The organism is Pseudoalteromonas agarivorans (genome assembly GCF_024518735.1).
Classification (GTDB): domain Bacteria; phylum Pseudomonadota; class Gammaproteobacteria; order Enterobacterales; family Alteromonadaceae; genus Pseudoalteromonas; species Pseudoalteromonas atlantica.
In genome coordinates this window covers 46,601-67,701 of the sequence record NZ_JANIGJ010000014.1, presented here as the reverse complement: position 1 = coordinate 67,701, position 21,101 = coordinate 46,601, and the positions used below count along the sequence as shown (strand labels likewise).

The following is a 21,101-nucleotide window of genomic DNA, read 5'->3' as shown; positions in this document are numbered from 1 at the left end:
ATTTAGGGCTTAACTCCATCAGGGTAAAAGTTAAACTTAGATAAACTGACATTATTAGAGGCATTATCAAAGCATGTACTGCTAAGTACCACTTGGGTATCTGTTTGTAAAAGCATTGATGTAAACTGATGTGTGCCATCGCATTGATTAGCCTGATAATAACCAAGCGTATTTTCTCCAAATAAGGTGTCGATAGTACCATTAGCTAATATGCGGGCAATCATCCCTTTAGAATCACTCATGCCTGATAAAATTATATTACCTGTAGTATCAATCGCCGCATCGGTAACTTTAGTATCAGAACTTGATGCTAATTGATATTGCCCAACACCACTAGTGGCAAAGCTTGTATCTTCAGTTCCATCTGGTTGTAACTTGATAATCACCGCTTGGTTTGGCGTGGTGCCTTCATTAGCAACTAAATAGAGATTTGCCGCGCTATCGGCGAATATTTTTGCTGCTCTATTACTAATATCTGTCGAAGAGCGGCTATCTGTATAGCTAAATAGCGCGTTAGCATCATCGTCTATTTTCAACATTATTAATTGTGAGTCACTGCCAGATACTTGCTTGCCTGCAATATATATATCTTTATTTGCATCTATATAGAGTGTTTCAAAAAACTCATTTACGCTGCCGTAGTAAGCACCGCTTGTAGCAAAGCTATTTTCTAAATTACCATCGCTTTTTAACATCGTTGCAAACGATCTTGTTACGCTTAAAGCATTAGTCGAAGATCCTACAGCAACAATATAGCCGCTGCTATCTACTGCAACATCTGCAAAGTTAATATTGATATTTAATATATCTACAGTGGTATAAATCCCTTCGCTGGCAAAGCTTTCATCTAGGTAACCGTCCTGGTCTACTTTTGCTATAAAGCCTTCTTCGTTTAAACCGTTTATGAGTGTACCCGCAATAATGATGCTGCCATCGCTAAGCTCTTTTAAAGTAATGGTTTTAAAGGCAACATTAATATTTAGGGCTTTACTACCATCAAGGCTAAAGCTGGTATCAATAATGCCTGCACTGCTATAGCGAGTGAGCACTAGCTTATTATTAGTATTAAGTTGTGCAATAGAGGCACTTAAAAACTTATTGGCTTGCACGCCGTTTTGTAGCTGCAATACATTCATCGATAAGTCGTCTGAGCTAACACTTAAGTCATTTATACTTGTATAGCCATTTATTGCAAAGTCGGTGTTTAAATTTGCATCACTCGTTATTGACGTTACAAAAGGCTCATTAGATGAATCGTTAAATCTGCCTGATAGCCACAGAGTGTCATTTTCATCAATAGTTGATGCATTAGCAGATTGATGACTGATAACGTTAGAGACGATGTTTATGCCTGCATTGCCGTAGCTAGTGTCAAGCGCGCCATCAGATATAGATACTCGCGCCGAAAATAGTTGCTCGTTTTGAGTATCATCAGAGGCTTCCACACCAGTAGTACCTGAGAGGATTAGTTGATTACTCATAGGGGCGTATTGCACACCCGTTATTTGTGCGCCGCCATTAGCAGAACCCGAGTTTTCATCAATATTGTATACGGCGATTCCTTCATCCCCTATATTTTCATCAATATTGCCATTGTTATCAATTGAGATCATTACAGCCTCTTTCTCACCTGAAGAGCGAGTAATATATCCCCCTAAAAAGGCATTAAAGTTAACTGCGTCTACTCCGCCAACTGCAAGTAGCTCATCGTCACCTTCTTCGTCCGATAAATCTAATATAAGCGCATCGCCAGAGTTAAAACTTCCGTTATTGTTGCCATCAGGAATAAGGTATCTGATGGTTGCATCTAAATCACCTTCTTCACCTATGCTGCTTCCCACTACAAGTAAATTAGAGTTACCAAAGTTTTTAATAGCGTGCGATTCATCATCCAGGTTTTGGCCACTTACATCTACTATACCTGGGCTGCCTGATTCATAAGCGAGGGTCGATACATCAAATTTAAGGAATAAACTGTCTTTGTCTGAACCATTTACCGAGTAGCCAACGCCTTGTATTTTATTGTCGGTGAACTCAAGGTCGTTTATTACAGATTCACTAGCCAGTGTTGTACATTTAGTACCGCTGTTAGCGTCGCCAGAGTTAGTACTTATAACGCCTGCAGCACTCATTTTTAATAAGCATGCTTCAGTTTCTGAGCCATTAAAGCTTGAATAACCTATAAATAACTCGCCATTACCAGAGATAATAGCCGTGCCTGTTTCATCTTCACCAAAATCTATCGTTTTAAAGCCGCTGCTATTAAATGCAGTGTTTAAATCGCCCGTATTGGTATAAGAAACAACAACGATATCTGTATCTGTGTTGTTATTGTAACCTACAAAATAAAGGTTAGTGTTAAGCTCAATGCTATCGTTAAATTCACCGTTTGAAAAAACGCTCGAAAGATCTAACTGTTCGCTAATCGCTCGTCCAAATGTATCATCTTCTACAGGAATTAACGGGTCTTCTTCATCCGTAATATTCACATTAATGGTTATTGTAGTGGTTTCATTTGGAGAGCCGTTATCGGTAATATCTATATTAACTGTGTGCTGTGTAGCTATTTCAAAATTAAAGGCACTGTTGCTATTTACGGTTAACAACCCGCTATTGCTATCAATATTAAATAATGAGGTTTCGCCACCGCTTAGGCTAAATGTGAGGGTGTCATTTTCAATATCAGACGCTGTTATAGTACCAATTGTTTCTCCATCAGTGGCATTTTCACCAATAGCAAAAGTTTGATTTACTGCCGTTGGAGCATCGTTAATTGCTACAATTGTAATAGTTAAATTACCTTGCACCTCATCAGTACCATCACTTAACGTGTAGGTGAGTGTTGCTGTACTTTCGTTGTTTAAGGCGGGGGTATATTTAATCTCATTATTTTCAACGCTCGCTGTACCAATATCTGCTGTAACGGCTGTTATAGCTAGGGTATCGGTTGCATCTGCATCGGTGTCGTTGCTTATAACGTCAATGGTTGTTTCGGGAGCATCTTCATTGATAGTTGCTGTATCAGGTTGCGCTACAGGCGCATCATTTACAGGGGTTACATTAATGGTTAATGTTCCCGCGGCAGTGTCTGTACCATCGCTTAGGATATAATTTACGATTACTTGGCCATTAAAGTTAGCTTCTGGCGTGTAAACAACGTTAGCACCAGAGCTAGAAATGGCGCCAACATCAGCATTTACAGAAGTAATAGAAAGAGTATCGCTTTCTATATCTGTATCGTTGCTCAGCACATTTATATTTGTTGCTGCGGCATCTTCTAAAATAGTGGCAGTATCAGGGTTGGCAACTGGTGCATCGTTCACTGGGGTTACCGTAATAGTTAACACGCCATTGGCTGTATCTGTGCCATCACTTAGGGTGTAATTTATAGTAGCTTGACCACTAAAGTTTGCATCTGGGGTATAAATTACATCACCTGCAGAGCTTGTCACCGTGCCCGATGTGGCAGTTACAGCACTAATAGAAAGTGTATCGTTTTCTACATCTGTATCGTTGCTCAATACATTTATACTAGTTGCTGAGGCATCTTCTAAAATAGTGGCAGTATCTGGGTTGGCAACTGGCGCATCGTTCACTGGGGTAACCATAATAGTTAACACGCCATTGGCTGTATCTGTGCCATCACTTAGGGTGTAATTTATAGTAGCTTGACCGCTAAAGTTTGCCTGTGGAGTATAAATTACATCACCTGCAGAGCTTGTTACTGTGCCCGATGTGGCAGTTACAGCACTAATAGAAAGTGTATCGTTTTCTACATCGGTGTCGTTGCCCAACACATTAATATTTGTTGCTGCGGCATCTTCTAAAATAGTAGCTGCATCAGGGTTGGCAACTGGCGCATCGTTCACTGGGGTAACCGTAATAGTTAACACGCCATTGGCTGTATCAGTGCCATCAGTTAGGGTGTAATTTATAGTGGCTTGACCATTAAAGTTTGCATCTGGAGTATAAATTACATCACTTGCAGAGCTTGTTACTGTGCCCGATGTGGCAGTTACAGCACTAATAGAAAGTGTATCGTTTTCTACATCAGTGTCGTTGCCCAACACATTAATATTTGTTGCTGCGGCATCTTCTAAAATAGTGGCAGTATCTGGGGTTGCTACCGGCGCATCGTTCACTGAATTGATTGTGATATTAAGTGTAGCTGATGTAGCCGCCTCGCCATCACTAATTGTATAGGTAACAACTGCAGTGCCGTTATAATCAGCTTGCGGTGTATATTGTATTTGATTAGCCACAATGGTTGCGCTTCCTGAGTCAGCAGAAACCGTGGTAATAGTGAGTGAGTCGCCCTCAGTGTCAGTATCATTAGCCACTACATTTACAGTAGTCGAGCTGTCTTCATTTATTGTGGCTGTATCAGGGTTGGCAACTGGCGCATCGTTTACCGGTGTAACCGTAATATTAAGTACCCCAGAGGCTGTATCGGTGCCATCACTTAGGGTGTAATTTATAACTGCTTGACCGTTAAAATCGGCTTCTGGTGTATAAGCAAGGTTGCTACCGGCTAACGAAACGCTACCAGTATTGGTACTTGCATCGCTTATCGTGAGCGAGTCATTTTCAGGGTCTGTGTCGTTACTTAATACATTAATGTTTGTTGTTACGGCATCTTCTAAAATTGTGGCAGAATCAGGGTTTGCAATTGGAGCATCGTTAACGGGCGTTACAGTTATTGTTAGTACGCCCATAGCCGTATCAGTACCATCACTTAGGGTATAATTTACCGTTACTTGGCCATTAAAATTAGCCTCAGACGTGAAGATTACATCATTACCTGTACTTGTAACTGCACCTGATGTGGTCGTTAGCGCACTAATAGAAAGAGCGTCGTTTTCTTCATCTGTATCATTGCCAAGTACGTTAATATTTGTTGCTGCAGCATCTTCTAAAATAGTCGCTGTGTCGGGGTTAGCAACAGGTGCATCGTTAACTGCTGTTACTGTTACCGTAAGCACACCTGTGGCGGTAGTCGTGCCGTCAGTAAGTGTATAATTTACAACGGCTTGGCCGTTAAAGTTTGCCTCAGGTGTGTAAACTAGGTTACTGCCAGACACCGATACTGAGCCGGTGCTTGCACTTGCTGTGCTAATAGCAAGAGGGTCGTTGTCTACATCTGTGTCGTTAGCTATTACGTTAATACTCGTTGGCGCAGCATCTTCTAAAATGGTTGCGGTATCAGGGTTTGCTACCGGCGTATCATTAACAGAGGTAATTGTTACTGTAAGTACCCCAGAAGCACTTTGCGTACCGTCGGTTATTGTATAGCCGACTGTTGCAGTGCCATTATCGTTTTCTGCAGGGGTATATTGAATTTGAGAATTTACAATTGAGACACTGCCAATATCACTGCTAGCAGAGCTAAGAGTTAAGGTATCACCATCTATGTCTGTGTCGTTACTTAATACATTTATTAAGGTAGCAGTAGCGTCTTCTGTAATGGTAATGCTATCGGCATTTGCTATGGGTGCATCATTAACTGGCGAAATGGTTACTTGTAAATTAGCCGTTGCTTCTGCGCCGTTATTATCGGATACACTGTACGATACAATTGCCACGCCATGGGTATTAGGTGCAGAGCTATACTGAATTTTATTATCAACAATGCTGGCTGAACCAAATTCGGTGCCAACACTTGTTATAGTTAAATTGTTACTGTCTATATCAGTATCGTTGGCAAGCACATCAACTAAAATTGGCGATGCATCTTCTTGCATTGCGGCGCTATCAGCCACCGCAATGGGGGCATCGTTAACCGGTATAATAATGAGGGTGGCTATTGCGCTACTTTGAGCTGGCGTGCCATCGGCAATGCCATCAGAAATCGTATAGTTTAGGGTTACTTCACCAAAGTAATTGGGCTCAGGTGTATACTCAATTTTATTGTTTACAATGCGTGCGCTGCCGATTGTATTTGTAACATTAGTAAGGGTAAGTGTATCGCCGTTGGCATCTGTATCGTTTTCTAATACGTTTAACAAAGTAGCTGGGCTGTCTTCTAATATCGTATATTCATCATCATTAGCTTCAGCAGGGGAGTTAGACCCTGTTTTACTTAACACAACTTGTGCTGTGGATGTTAGCCCTTGTTCATTTGAAACTGAATAAGTAAAACTATCAACATCTAATGCATCTGAATCGGGTTGATAGGAAAATGACCCATCAACGTTAAGTGCCAAAGTACCGCTTTGTACGTTAACTACGGGAGTGGTGTTAACGGTGAGATTACCTGGCTCTATGTTTACATCGTTTTTAAGTAAGCCATTTTCAGCTGAAATAACCAATGTTTGATTATACTGAAATTGGTATTCATCATTTTGGGCATTAGGGGTATCAGGCGTGCTATTTATTGTGAGTGTTGCCGTTGCAGTGGCCGTGGCACCGAAAGTGTCGATCACTTGGTATTGAAATTCATCGATACCGTAGTAGTTAGCATCAGGAATATATGAAAAACTACCATCGGTAGCCAATTGCAATTGCCCATGGGCAGGTGAAACAATATAAGTATCATCAATGATGAAAGTATCATTATTAGGGTCTGTGTCGTTAGCAAGTAAACCCTGGCTTGCATCAACTACAAGTGTGGTATCTTCATCTACACTATAGCTATCGTTTGCAGCAGTAGGCGGGCTATTTTGATCCAGTGCATTAATTGTAACACTTGCAATAGCCTCAGCACCTTGAGCATCAAAAATACGGTACTGAAAACTATCAGTGCCTTGCATATTTGCACTACCTACATATTCAAAGCTGCCATCAGCAACAAGTGTGAGAGTACCCTTACTCGGTAGGCTAACAGGCGTTGTATCTAGAGTGAGTAGATCTTGGTCTATATCGCTGTCGTTATTTAATAAGCCGGGGGCGCCAACTAATAACGTTCCGGCAGCACTTATATTGTATGTGTTATTAAGGGCTATGGGGGCATCGTTTACAGCATTAATCGTTATTTCTACAATACCGGTATCTGTCATCCCAAGTTCATTAATTACTTGGTAACTAAATGCATCAATGCCGTTAAAGTTAGCTCGTGGGGTATAAGTAAAATCACCGCTTTCGCTGAGTGAAATACTGCCATGCTGAGGTGTAACTAAAGGGGTTGTGTTTATATATAGCTCCCCTTGGTACTCATCAGTGTCGTTAGTTAAAACGTTGCCTTGCAAGGCTTGATCTTCATTAACTAAAAATTGATCGTTTACCGCTTTTGGCGCAAAGTTTAGCTCTCCTCCTTGCGGTGCTACGTTAATTAATTTTGCAAAGCCACTTTCACCACTGCCATCTACACCAGTTATTAAAACTTGATAGCTTTTATCAGCTAATAGGTTGTCTACACTAAAGCTAGAGCCAGATACGCTCAAAAACTGCTGGCCATTTTCTAGCGTATTTATATTGCTGGTGGTAATGCCTGCTTCGGTTGCTAAGTAAATATTGTAGCGGTTTAAGTTTTCGTTTTCTTGCCACGCTAAATTAATCGTTTGGCCGTCTCGCTGTGCAGTTGTGCCTTCTATTGGGTAGGGTTGCCAATTAGCCGTCACTGCGTCTGCAAGTACCTGGTTGTTAAGGCTATCGGTGATCCATATCTCTAAACGCAGATCACCAGGGTCAACGCCATAAAAGTAAGGGCTCAACCCTATAACCGACTGCTCGAAATCTGTTCCACATGCTTGTGTGCAAAGTGCTAGGCTTTTATTTACACTTGGTAGTACTAAATTTACTGCGCTAATGCCATCGGGATCAGACACGCTAAGTAAAAAAGTGATATTGCCTTGTATCACTTCATTAGTTTGCGAAAGAGTTATTGTAGCCTGAGAGTTTGCAACCGTTGTGCCTACAACCCCTCTGCTAGAGGCCACGGCACCCGACACCTGTGTTTTAGTAACAACAGAGTCACCCGTTATACCTGTAAGGTTTATCGGTGTAGCAGAAGGGGTGGGTGTAACTTGTTCTACAGGTAGCTGTTCTGAGTCTTGTTGAGCTGTCTCATCGGAGCCTCCACACGCACTAAGCAAAAAAACCATTGAACCGAGCAAAAAAAGGTTCTTTGCTGTCATTCTACATACTCCAATAAAAAGCTTTATATTCAAATTACTTAACCTGAATACTAGTTAAGAAAATTATTACCCACAGTGCAGGTTACTTAAGGTTCTAATCTAAAGTCGCCACCGGCATTTACAGCAGGGTTATTAATTTCACTAAGGCTAAAATCACCCGTGATGGTATCTATGTCATTTAAAAACACAGCATCAATTTGGCCAGTTGCTTTATTGTTGTTATGAGAAGCAAATGTAACGGCTAAATCTAGTTTGGTTAAATCAATTAAGCCGCTGTAAGCTGCGTACCAGTTGCCGCCAGCATCATTAAAGCTAATTTCACCATCGGGAACTGTGCCGTTATCAAAATCTACCGACATAGACATAGAAAAATCACTGACTTCTCCTAGGCTCGACGACACATCAAAACTGGTTGCTTGGTAATTAAAAACACCTTGGCGCTGCGCGATTTGGTCAATTAAGGTTGCATCATTTACCGCCTGAAATTGCTGCTGAGCATAAACATCAGTTATTGATATATCGGCATCTGTCGTTTTTTCTGAAGTATTGTTTTGTACTATTGATTGCTGCTCTGTTGGTTGCTCAGCACTTATGTCATCACTAATAGTCGCTATGGTTTGGGTAAAAACAGCAGGTGCCTGAGTTGTTTTAATCACGCGCCCTAATGAGGTAACCTGCGCAAAAGAAAAAGGCTCATTATTGCCAAGGGATACAACGCTTTGATCTTCTAGTGTTAAATCTATTGCGCCATCCCAAACAGCTACATACATATCACCATCTATAAGCTGTAGTTCAAAATGGGTACCGCGAATACCAATTGATCCAACCGGTGTTTTAACACTGTACGCGCCACCATTTTTTTTAATAACACCCGAAATAGAACGCAGCCCGCCTTTTATTAGCTCAATAGAGGCAGAGCCTTGCTGAGTCATTGTATTAAACTCATAGTTAGTAATATTTAGCTCAGAGTTTTCTTTTAATGCTATTAAGCCGCCATCAGACATTGAAAATTGTGCTTTGCTTTTTTCGCCAGTAGTTATTTTATCAACGCCATATACCGTGTCGCGTCGCTTAAGTGTTCGTTGTTGGGCGGATTCGGCATCTGTAGCAAGTACAGCGCCCCGGGCTAAAATAGTTTTTCCTGCAACAGTTGTGCTCGCTTGAGAATAAAAACTCACACAAAGTAAGGTGGTTAATACCGGAATTAAATGTTTCATAAGTACCTTAATTAGAATGAGTAACTTGCGCTTATATTGGTATCAAAGCGATCGTATTCGAACAAAGAAATATCACTGGTTTTGTCTTGGTAGTTCAATGCTAATTGCAACGCTAAACTTTTATTAACTAAGTAGCGTAACGAGCTAGAAAGTATCAATAGGTTATCGCTTCGCTCTTGAAGAAATAGCGGGTGCTCATCCTGATATTCAATCCATTGATACCCTGTTTGTGCAGAGACTTGCCATTGTTGGCTAAGTAATGCATTTATTTGGTAATAAATTCCGCTAATGCTTCTTGCATTAAACTCACCTTCGTCAATGTTAGCGCTTTCATTTTTAAAGTTTGCGCTAACGCTTTGATACCATTTTTGAGACAGATAACTTGCACCTATATTAAGAGTGTAAAAGGAGTTATCTAGTTTCTCGTCAAATGTATTATTCATAAGGCCAATTGATAGCGCTCCAAATACACTTAATTGTTTATCAAATTGGTAACTAGCTCCACTTGTTAATGATGTCTCGGTTCTGTATAGCTCGCCATCTAACAGTAAAGGCGTAATACCAGCTTGCAAATACCACAGGGTGTTATCATTTAACTTTTGTTGGTATCGACCTGATATATTGGTATTAATACGGTCATATTCAGATAGCTCATTAAATTTATACCAATCGGTATTTACACCTAAAGCAAAAGAGCTTCGCTGGTCAATGGGGTGAAAGTACCGCCCTTTATAATTTAGCTTTATATAATTATCGTCGGTGCTTTTACTTTCTGGTGATAGTAAAAACTCACCCAAATTAGGGATTAAAATTGTATCCTCAGAGGTGCCTGCATTAACGTTACCATCTACACCATATGCAAGCTCAATGCTCTGATCATATGTACGCTCTGTTAAGCGCTGCTTGTGCTGTGATGTTGCTAATAAAGAACGAGCCGCTTTTTTTACACCCTCTGGTGAAGTATCAGTATTAATTAATAAAGTCGCTTGAGCGTTAGCTGCAGGTAAATTATTGGCAGCAATATAAGATTTTACTAAATATAAACGTGCTTCATACCACTGTGGTTTTGCTTCTATTACTCGCTCAAAAGCAAATACCGCCGGAGCAGAAAGACCAGAATTTAGTGCTGAAACCCCAAGCAAATAGTCAAAATCAGGTTCGCCCAAATATTTATAGTGTTTTTGACTGCTTTTGTATGCTTCATCAAATTGCTTTTGCGAAATTAAATATTGCAGTTCACCAAGTAGCTTTACATAGGAAATATTATTTTGAGCTTTTGCATTCAAACTAGCAAAAGAAAGGTAACCAAGTAATAAAATAAAAATAGCGTGTTTGATCATGCTCGTTAGAATATCCCAAGAAGAAGTGGTGGTTTGCTAATACTAAATGCTGTTAAACGTTAATAAGGTAGCACTTTCTGTTTATATGTAAAGTATATTGGTGCATTATTGTGCGATTGTAAACAGCAAACTAATTAGTATCTGATCAAGTAAGATATTCGGTAAATTAGATAGATGAGTAAATTTAGATTGAAAAAACGAACGGGGGATAAAACAGGAACAAAAGGAAAAGAATGGGGCGATTGACGGGGCTTGAACCCGCGACAACCGGAATCACAATCCGGGGCTCTACCAACTGAGCTACAACCGCCACTACACACCTCGTTTGGTGTGGCGCGCATAATACATAATATTATAAATGTTGTGAAGCCTAAAATTAAAAAAAATCAAAAAAAATAAATATTTCATAAAATTGCCTACTATCAGTAAAGGTTCATAAAGAGTGTGTAGCGTATTAGCGCTGACAATAAAAACTATTTTGTAGTGATAATTTACTATTTAATGAGAATAAAATGTAAATTAATGTATACTCACTTGCGGGAAATTGCTTAATAAAAACTATTTGGAGTTACTATGGATTCAATACTTACTTGGCTAAACGAAAATTCAGGCCTAATTTTACACTACGGTATTCAAGCAGTCATTGCGCTTGTTATCTTTTTACTTGGTAGCCGTATTGCCAAGTTTTGTGCAGGTTTAACAGAAAAAACGTTCGATAAAAAGAAAGTTGATAAAGCTGTAGGCTCATTTGTATCGAGTATAGTTTATGCCATCGTATTTGCTGCCACTATTTTAATGGCACTTTCGCAAATCGGTATAGAAACAACCTCGTTTATTGCTATTTTAGGTGCGGCTGGTCTAGCTGTTGGTTTAGCGCTGCAAGGTTCGCTGTCTAACTTTGCATCTGGCGTACTTATTATATTACTTCGCCCATTTAAATCAGGTGAGTTTGTTGAAGCTGGCGGTAAAATGGGCACAGTTAAAAAAATTGAAATATTCTCTACAGAGCTTCGCACTCCAGATAACAAAGTAATTATCGTACCAAATTCACAAATTATGTCTGGTGCTATTACTAACTTCTCACGTGAGTCTACTCGCCGTATCGATTTAGTAATTGGTGTAGGTTACGATGCTGACTTACGTAAAACAAAAGAAGTATTACAGTCAGTACTTGACGCAGAGACTCGTTTACTTAAAGATCCAGCATACACTGTTGCAGTTTCTGAACTTGCAGACTCAAGCGTAAACTTTATTGTGCGTCCTTGGGTAAACTCTGGTGATTACTGGCCAACGTACTGGGCATTATTAGAGAACATTAAAATTGCATTAGATGATGCAGACATTACAATCCCATTTCCACAAATGGATGTACATTTACACAAGCAAGACTAATACAAATCCGCAATAATACTTAATCATTTTGCGGGGTTAAACGTGTCGCTAGCTGCGTTAAAAAATTCTCATTTAGAACAACTAAATAGCGAATTTTTGTGCCTGGCTATCAACACGTTTTTCCAACCTCAAAATAGATTACTTAATTAAGCGAATTAGTATAATTTTTAGGATTAAATAGGTTATTTTTAATGAAATTAAAGCTTTTAACACTTTTAGTTGCAGCATCTGCTGCAACTAACGCATTCGCTGAAGACGCAGAGAAAAAAACGTGGGAAGTAACAAGCGAGCTAGGTGCTATTGTCACTAGTGGTAACACTGAAACTACAACGTTAAAAGGCGGTTTAAAGGTATTACATCACCTAGAAAACTGGAATAACGAGTACAAAATCGACGGCATCTATAAAGAAGATGAAGTAGAGGATGACAACGGCGACAAAGACAAGCAGCGTACGAACGAAAAGTACTCTGCATCTGCGCAAGGTAATTACAAATTAAATGAAAAGAATTCTCATTTATTCATTTATGGTTCACACGTTTCAGACTACTTTGGCGCGTATAGAACTGAATCTGTAATTTCTGCTGGTTACGGCTTACGTTTAATTGACCAACCAGATATGTGGTTAAATGCAGAGTTTGGTCCGGGTTACAAATTTTTTGAATACTCTGACGACAGCACGCAAGTTGATGACGACGGTAACCTACTTGCAGGCGAAAGCGACAGTGAAGTAATTGCTTTAGGTAAACTTGATTACAACTGGCAGATTTCAGACAGTGCACGTTTTACTCAACTTGTATCAGTTGAGTACGGTGACTCAAACACCAAAACGCGTTCAGAAACTGCATTGCTAGCAAAAATAAATGGCTCGCTGCAAATGAAAGTCGCTTTTAATGTTACCAACAACTCAGATGTTGCTGATGACGAAGAAAGCACAGATACAGAAACGTCATTAACGTTAGTTTACAGTTTTTAACCAAAAACCGTATTTAATGACATTTAAGTGACAAAAGGGACGAAAGTCCCTTTTTTATTTGTTTAGATTTAATGTATTATAGCCACCAATTTTGGTTGTAGACCTAGGGATATACCTACTCGTGAAAGTTTTTACACAATTTTTTAGTGCTTTTATTCTACTTTGTAGTTTTAGTACCATGGCTTTTACGCCAACGGCCTCACAAATTGAGCAATTTAAAAAATTGCCAAAAGCCCAGCAAGAAGCCCTAGCAAAACAATACGGTGTAGATATTTCTACGATCACCGGCGCTAATCAATCAAATGACGAAAACTCTAATGAGCAGCAGTCAACTATCGGCGAACGCCCAGAAAAAGAACAAGAAGACTTAACTGACGAAGAGCGTTTTAAGCCAAAAACAGAAGAATTAAAGCCTTACGGCTACGAGCTTTTTGCCGGTGAACCCACCACATTTATGCCAAGTGAAAATGCAGCCGTACCTGACACTTATATAGTAGGTCCAGGGGATCAACTAAAAATTAACTTTTACGGTAAAGAAAGCGATAGTTTTGATGTAACTGTTGACCGTGAAGGGCGTATTAGCATTCCCGATTTAAGCCCTGTAGAAGTAGCAGGCTTAACATTTGCCGAAATTAAAGAGCTAATAAAAGTAAAAGTTGAGCAAGAAGTAATCGGTGTAAAAGCCTTTGTTTCACTGGGCCAACTGCGAAGTATGCGCATACTTGTATTAGGTGAGGCCTACAAACCAGGCAGCTACAGCGTATCGTCTTTAACAACCGTATCACATGCTTTGTTTGTAAGTGGTGGTGTGTCTGAAATTGCTTCACTGCGTAACATACAAGTAAAACGCGCTGGTAAAACAGTAGCTAATTTCGACCTTTACGATTTACTAATCAATGGCGATAGCAGCAACGATATAGTACTAAAGCCTGGCGATGTCGTTTTTGTACCACCAGTAGGTGCCCAAGTTACTGTAGATGGCTTAGTTAAACGCCCTGCAATATTTGAACTTAAAAAAGGCGAAACAGCTAAGCAGTTACTCACTATGGCAGGGGGCCTAAAACCGGGTGCTTATGCTAAAAATGCAGTGGTAGAGCGTTTCAATTTTGATCGCAAAGAAGTGCTATCAGTAGACTTTACTAAGCCACAAATTAACTACATCCCGCAAGATGGCGACCGTGTACGCTTTAATTCTGTAAGCTCACAATACCAAAACTCTATTAGCTTAATTGGTGCTGTAGCGCGACCAGGGAATTATCAATGGTATCAAGGTAAACGTATTTCAGATGTTTTAAAATCAGTACGTGGCGATTTGTTGCCACAAGCAGATTTAAGCTACGGCCTAGTTATTCGCGAAATTAACATAAATGGTGATATAGAAGCGCACCAATTTGATGTAGCACAAGCCATTATTAAAAACCCTGAGAACAATTTAGCATTAAAAGCTAATGACAAAATCATAGTATTTAGCCGTTTTGAAGAAAAAGAAGCTGAAAAATCAGCACTTGCTAATATGGCGTTGAGCCAAGAGCAACAAGAACAACAGCTTAAAGCTGAGCAATGGCATACATATCAGCAAAAAGAGTTTGAAAAATACATCGGTATAAACCAAGAAGTAGAAGAGTTTATTTTTGAAGAAAATAAAGCCCTCACAATAGCCGAAATTTCAAAACGTAAAGCAAAAGAAGAAGCCGAGCTTGAGTTAAAGCCTGAAGATTACGCTTTATTTAGCCGCCATAACCTTTTAGCCCCCATTATTGCCAAATTTAAGCAGCAAGCCTCAGTTGAGCAGGCTATGCAGCTAGTAGAAATTAGCGGCAACGTTACATTCCCAGGTGTTTACCCGTTAATGGTAGGCGGTGATGTACGTGATTTAGTAACCGCAGCAGGTGGCTTGCTAGAATCTGCCTACGTAAAACAAGCTGAGATTACGCGTATTGTTGCAAGTGACGCGTCTAAAATAGAACACTTACGTTTAGACCTTGAAAGTGCAATGCGTGGTGATTTACAAAGCAACATTACATTGCAAAGTAAAGACAGCATTAACGTATTCGCTATCCCAAATTGGCAAGAAAACGTAAAAGTAGAGCTTAAAGGTGAGCTAAGATTTCCTGGTACATACACAATTCGCCGCGGCGAAACACTAACTGAGTTACTTGAGCGTGCAGGCGGCTTCTCTGAGTTTGCAGAACAAAAAGCAGCTGTATTCACCCGTGCCTCAATTAAAGAACAAGAACAACAACAGCTAGCTCGCTTATCAACCGAGTTACGTCGTGATATTGCATCAAAGAGCTTTCAAAACTCAGTAAGTAGTAATTCACTTTCTTATGATGAAATGAATAAGTTATTAAATGACTTAGCGAGTGTTGAAGCGGTAGGGCGTTTAGTTATCGACTTACCACTTATTGTTGAAAACAAACAAAACTTAGTGCTTCAAGACGGAGATGTTTTATATGTGCCAAGCAAGCGTGACTCGATTAGCGTAATAGGTGAAGTTAATTACTCTACCTCTCATTTATACAAAGCAGGTATAAGTGTTGATGAATACATTGATTTAAGTGGTGGTCTTAAAGATCGCGCTGATGAAGACAGTATTTACATAATTAAAGCAAATGGCTCAGTAAAAATACCAAACACAGGCGGCTGGTTTGCTGCTAATAATTCAGAACAGTTAGAGGCTGGTGATACAATCGTCATACCTATGAACGCAGATCATATGGACAAGCTGACTTTATGGAGTACTGCAACTCAAATACTTTACCAATTAGGTGTAGCAGTAGCCGCAATCAGCAGCATATAGGAAATGGTGTTTTAAATCTGTTTATCTAATTTGAATAATTTAAGTGAAAATTAAGTAATGACTAAACATAATATAAAGGGTGAATATGAAACAGGAGTTTCATATAACCAAGATGATGAATTAGATATTCGTGATTTAATCGCCAGCATATGGCGTGGAAAGTTACTTATAATTATTGTATCGAGTATTTTTGCAGTGTTGTCTGTTTTTTACGCTATTAATTTACCAAATATTTATAAAGCAGAGGCTGTACTTATTCCTGCTGAGTCTAAACAGTCAAATGGTTTAGCTGGCTTAGCAAGTCAGTTTGGTGGTTTAGCTGGGATAGCAGGTGTTGACCTTGGCAGTGGCGGAGCTGATAAAACTCAACTCGCGCTTGAAATTCTACAATCGCGAAAGTTTACAAGTAGCTTTATAGAGAAGCATTCAATATTACCCGATTTGATGGCGGCTAAAAGCTGGAGTGTTGACAGTGGTGAGCTGTCATATAATGAAGAAATTTATGCTGTTTCCGAAAATAAGTGGTTAAGAAAAGTTAAAGCCCCTAGAAATGCAGAGCCCTCGATGCAGGAAGCTTATAAAGTTTTTTCTAAAATAGTCAGTACAAACTCAGATCCAGAGAGTGGGACTATTACGCTCTCAGTAGAGCACATCTCCCCATTTGTAGCTCAACAGTGGGTCAATTGGTTAGTTGAAGATATAAACTCTGAGGTTAAACAGCGAGATGTTACAGAAGCGGTTAAAAGTACTGAATTTCTAACAGAGCAATTAGAAAAAACAAGAGTTTCAGATATTCGAAGTGTTTTATACAAGTTAGTAGAAGAACAAACAAAGACAATTATGTTTGCTAACGTACGTGATGAATATGCATTTAAAACGATAGATCCTGCGGTTATCCCTGAAGAAAAGTTCAAACCTAGAAGAGCAATAATTTGTATCGCTGGTACTTTGTTGGGGTTTATCCTAAGTTTTTTCTTTTTAATAATACGTTTTTTTCTCAAACAAAAATAAGCCTAAAAAGTTTTAAGCTTCATACGAGTTAGAGCTTTTTTAAGTTCTAGCTCTTTTTATATGTAACTCAAAGGCATGATGATGAGTACCAATGAACCATTAGTAAGTGTAGTAATCCCAACGTTAAACAGGACTACAATGCTTAGACGCGCTATCGATTCAGTATGTCAGCAAACATATAAAAACATTGAAATTATAGTAATAGATGACTGCTCAGACGCCCCTGTTAAATTAGACAATCTAGCTTCCAAAACCCCTATACATATTTCCAGAAATGAAAAAAGATTAGGAGGAGGAGCTTCTCGGAATAAAGGTGCTAAATTAGCTAAAGGTCAATATATTGCATTTCTTGATGATGATGATCACTACCTTGCAGATAAAATCGAATTCTTACTTGCTAAATTATTAGCACAGCCTAATTTAGTTGCTGTGTTTGGACATGTTGAAGGTAGTGGTAATAAGCCTAAACACCTTGTGGACAATACATACATCGAAAGTTTTCATGCTATTGGAGGACTACATACCAACGGCTCATTAATTCAGAAAAAAGCTTTCGACGATATCATGTTTTTAGAGACTCTCCCTAAGTATCAAGATACTCAGCTACATATGGAGCTTATAAAAACTAAAAAAACTAAATATTATGAGCATACTGTAGCTTTGTGGAATAAAGATCACGGAGAAGGACAGATAACAGATTTAAAAAGTGTAAAGCAACATATTAAAGGGTTAAAAGCTTTTTATTTGTTAGAAGAGTATATAAATAGTAAATATAATCTTTCGTATTCAGAGTGTTTATATTTAATGAAAAATAAAGTTTACCTTTTGAGTAAGTGTAAAAAAAAGGACTTAATCAAAAATAATATTTCATATACGTGGTACGAAAGTATCTTGCTTTTCATTGCAGGCATATATGTTAAATTTAAATACTAAAAGCTTTTTATTATATCTACTTTTTTTAGTTAGTAGTTTTTTTTATCCAGTATTTTCATTTATATTACTTTCATGCGTAGTGCCGTTTTTTTTAAATAAAAAAAACTATACTTTGATAGTTTTTTTGTTTTCACTATTTTTTATCTTTTTTGGAATGGCGATGGATCCTGTTTCATATATAGGTGATTATTCACGTTACTATTTATCATTTTATAAACCCGATATACACATCCTCGCAACAGGGAAGCTATATCGTTATAGTATATTTAATATATTGAAGTTTTTCGAAATGGGACCTCAATTTTATACGGGGCTTTCACTGTGTTTAAACTACTTTATAGCACTTGTTGTTAGCTTGAAATTTGCTATTTTGTTTTCATTTACTAGCAGCAAGAAATTGTTATTCTTTTTTTTAATTACATTTATAAGTTTACCGAGTACCGCAATTGGTAATTTTGAGTCAATGCTCTCTTTTTCATTTTCTTACATAGCTTTATACTTATTGTGTACTCAAAGAAATAAGGCTGCTTTTATTTTTGTAATCATGGCTCCTTTAATACACCCTGCTGCAGTGCTTTACTCGATAATGTACATACCAGTGTTTTTGTTTAAAAACCACTTTTATAAATATAAAACAATGTTTACTATTTTACTTCTATTAGGGATTATTGGCTTCTTATTTATACCTTTGGCTGGGGTTTTACCTTTTTTAGATCATATACAAAGAAAGCTAATCACCTTTCTTACTGGTCCATGGAGCGAGTATATAGAACGGCGTGATTTCGAATTTATTTTAATTGCATTAATTAAATTAATCGTATTCGCTTTTTCTATTTATAGAATTAGACAGGTTTATATCAAAAAATTTAAGTTCGTGTATGGTACAGCTAAGCTGAATGATAAAAAAGAATATGCAATAAAAATGCTATACAATGTAAGTCTGTATATGTTTCCAATTATACTTTTAGCAATATTTTCTAGAACATTAGCTGAACGGTATATTTACTTTGGTATGTTTTTCTTTTTACCAGTAGTGATACTGGCTACAGAAAATTTAAAAATCTTCATCAATCGTTTTTTTATATATTCAATGGTTTTTATAATATTTTTATTGCCACAAAATATCATTGTATTTGGTGTGCTTGCTCTTAAATCAACAACGCAAGAATCGCTTTCGAACAATATGTATGAACTGTTATATGAAGAATATGATAAAGCCCCACCTCCAGTTGGAAGGTTATAATAGGATCTAAAATGATAGTTGTTTATATTGATAACTTTGACAGAGCTACTTTTTTTTATCGGTTAGCTAAGGGAGTAAATAATAAACGCTTTCTCTTTTTTACTACCAAATATTCGGTTTACCAATTTTTAAAGAGAGACTTTGAAGTTGTATTATTTCATACTCACTCGAAATACCTAAATGATCCTAATGTATTAGATGAAAGTGATTTCTCAAATCTGACCTTTGTTTATCGAGGCAGCCAATCTTTAGAGCATGCAAAATCTGTTTACCAAATGATTACTGCTCAACTGGAGCATACTCAATTTAATTATAATGATATCGAAGTGGCTATTGTATTTAATGGTAATTCAGCGTCACAAAAAGCATTTATAGAGCATTTTTCCAAAGAAAATGTAAAAACATTATTTTGTGAAATTAGTAATCTACCAGGAAAAGTTATATTTGATAGGTTAGGTGTAAATGCGAAATCAAGCTTATTTTTTAATGCGGAAAAATTGGATGCGTTTCCTCCAATCAACCCTGATAAGCACCGCCAATGGGTAAATGTTTATGAAGAGTACAAAAATAATCCTATTCCGCAAGGAAAGTTAGAACCTAAATTTATTAAGGCTTATGTATTAGACTACTTTAGTAGTTTACTTGGCAAAGGCATAAGAGAAGAAGATCAGGTTTCGCTATTTAAAAAAATTTCGACTGTACTGAAATTATTTAAATCTAAATCAAGTGCTGATCTTGTCTATGACACAGGAGAGTTGAGTGCCGATTATATATTCTTTCCTACTCAAGTGAGGTACGACTCTCAGCTGATTCTAAACAGCGATATAAATAATCAGCAAGCTATAGAAAAAGCAGTGTTATTAGCCAAAGAGCGTGACTGTAAGCTATATGTGAAAATTCATCCTGCGGAAACAGATCCAGAAATCTTAAAAGATTATATATCGCTTAAGAATAAATATAACTTTTTAATAGTTAACTCTAATACGACAGAGCTAATAAAAAATGCAAAAGTAGTTGTGACTATAAACTCTACCATTGGCCTAGAAGCACTTATTTATAATAAAGAGTTAAAAGTTTACGGACGAGCAATTTATAGCGATTTCAATTTTTCGAGAGTACTTAGCTATATACATAACTACTTGATAGATTTTGACTATTTTTCAGATGAATTAATAAGTGAAAAAGAATTTAATAAACTGCTTTTATTAGCAAGTAAGTAAAACCCTCAGAAAGGCCATTGTGAATTTAGGTAACTGTGTGTTTATAGGATAGATGAATGAATGATTTTTCGGTTTTAATGTCGATATACGATAAAGAAAACCCTACATATTTACATGCATGCTTTGAAAGCTTATATAGCCAAACCATGAAGGCGTCTGAGGTAGTACTTGTCCTCGATGGCCCTATTAAGGAAAGCTTAATGGAAGTCATAAATAAATGGCAGCCTTTACTTAATATGGTATTAGTGCCTCTGCAAGTAAATGTAGGTCTTGGGAATGCTTTAAACGAGGGATTGAAGGCATGCTCATACGAACTTGTGGCCAGAATGGACACTGATGACTTATGTTTACCAGAACGTTTTGAGAAGCAACTAGCTATATTTAAAGACAAGCCATCAATTACATTTTGTGGATCATTTATTGATGAAATTGAGTGTGAAAGCACAAACTATATAGCGACTCGTAATGTAAAGGAGTTCAATGATGATATTATTAAAAACTGCATTTCACGAAACCCATTTAACCATATAAGTGTGATGTTTAAAAAAAGTGCAGTTATGTCTGTAGGTAGTTATAAACATATGATGTCAATGGAAGATTGGTACTTATGGCTACGCCTACTTAGTAGTGGTTACGAAGGTTATAACATACAGCAGACACTAGTAAAGGCACGCGCAGGCAAGGAAATGATGTCTCGTCGCACTGGCTTTAAATATATAACCTACGAGGCTAAGCTTGCTAAGCAGAAAGCGAGGTTATTTCCCCAGTATGCATTAAAATCGTATTTTTATTTTATAGTCAGATCATTACCTCGTTTATTACCGCAAAAATTACTTTACTTAGTATATCTTTTTTCTCGCAGAGCAAACTAGCGAATAAAGTTATTAAAAATAGAGATT

The 21,101-nt window shown here is 37.9% G+C and carries 11 protein-coding genes and 1 tRNA gene; 8 read left to right on the top strand and 4 right to left on the bottom strand.

The features are described from left to right. Positions 1-2 precede the first annotated feature (2 nt). From NQT65_RS18720 to NQT65_RS18705, 4 genes are all read right to left on the bottom strand, one after another. Entirely contained in the window at positions 3-8,072 is an 8,070-nt protein-coding gene (locus NQT65_RS18720; protein WP_256851770.1) for an Ig-like domain-containing protein, read from the bottom strand. Positions 8,073-8,158: 86 nt separating this feature from the next. Next, complete coding sequence (locus tag NQT65_RS18715; protein WP_256851769.1) at positions 8,159-9,289, bottom strand: FecR family protein; 1,131 nt, start codon at positions 9,287-9,289, stop codon at positions 8,159-8,161. Positions 9,290-9,300: 11 nt separating this feature from the next. Continuing rightward, on the bottom strand, positions 9,301-10,629 hold the full coding sequence (locus NQT65_RS18710; protein ID WP_256851768.1) for a porin family protein: 1,329 nt from the start codon (positions 10,627-10,629) through the stop codon (positions 9,301-9,303). Between the two features lie 234 nt (positions 10,630-10,863). Then, positions 10,864-10,939, bottom strand: a tRNA-His gene (locus NQT65_RS18705). A 263-nt stretch (positions 10,940-11,202) separates the two neighbouring features. On the opposite strand from NQT65_RS18705, the gene NQT65_RS18700 reads away from it, so the two are divergent. The 8 genes from NQT65_RS18700 to NQT65_RS18665 all read left to right on the top strand — a co-directional run bounded on the left by NQT65_RS18700 (position 11,203) and on the right by NQT65_RS18665 (position 21,074). Next, on the top strand, positions 11,203-12,021 hold the full coding sequence (locus NQT65_RS18700; protein WP_024032471.1) for a mechanosensitive ion channel family protein: 819 nt from the start codon (positions 11,203-11,205) through the stop codon (positions 12,019-12,021). Between the two features lie 191 nt (positions 12,022-12,212). After that, positions 12,213-12,995 (top strand): DUF481 domain-containing protein, encoded by a 783-nt coding sequence (locus NQT65_RS18695; RefSeq protein WP_029773724.1) that lies wholly within the window; start codon positions 12,213-12,215, stop codon positions 12,993-12,995. A gap of 121 nt (positions 12,996-13,116) precedes the next feature. Further along, positions 13,117-15,795: an SLBB domain-containing protein gene (locus NQT65_RS18690; protein ID WP_420875628.1), complete on the top strand. Its 2,679-nt coding sequence runs from the start codon at positions 13,117-13,119 to the stop codon at positions 15,793-15,795. Positions 15,796-15,852: 57 nt separating this feature from the next. Beyond that, positions 15,853-16,806, top strand: coding sequence for a Wzz/FepE/Etk N-terminal domain-containing protein (locus tag NQT65_RS18685; protein ID WP_126005743.1), 954 nt, complete (start codon positions 15,853-15,855; stop codon positions 16,804-16,806). A gap of 81 nt (positions 16,807-16,887) precedes the next feature. Next, complete coding sequence (locus NQT65_RS18680) at positions 16,888-17,739, top strand: glycosyltransferase family 2 protein (RefSeq protein WP_256851766.1); 852 nt, start codon at positions 16,888-16,890, stop codon at positions 17,737-17,739. Between the two features lie 160 nt (positions 17,740-17,899). Next, positions 17,900-18,982, top strand: coding sequence for a hypothetical protein (locus NQT65_RS18675; protein ID WP_256851765.1), 1,083 nt, complete (start codon positions 17,900-17,902; stop codon positions 18,980-18,982). A gap of 11 nt (positions 18,983-18,993) precedes the next feature. After that, positions 18,994-20,202, top strand: coding sequence for a capsular polysaccharide export protein, LipB/KpsS family (locus NQT65_RS18670; protein ID WP_256851764.1), 1,209 nt, complete (start codon positions 18,994-18,996; stop codon positions 20,200-20,202). A 56-nt stretch (positions 20,203-20,258) separates the two neighbouring features. Next, positions 20,259-21,074: a glycosyltransferase gene (locus tag NQT65_RS18665; RefSeq protein WP_126005751.1), complete on the top strand. Its 816-nt coding sequence runs from the start codon at positions 20,259-20,261 to the stop codon at positions 21,072-21,074. Positions 21,075-21,101 lie beyond the last annotated feature (27 nt).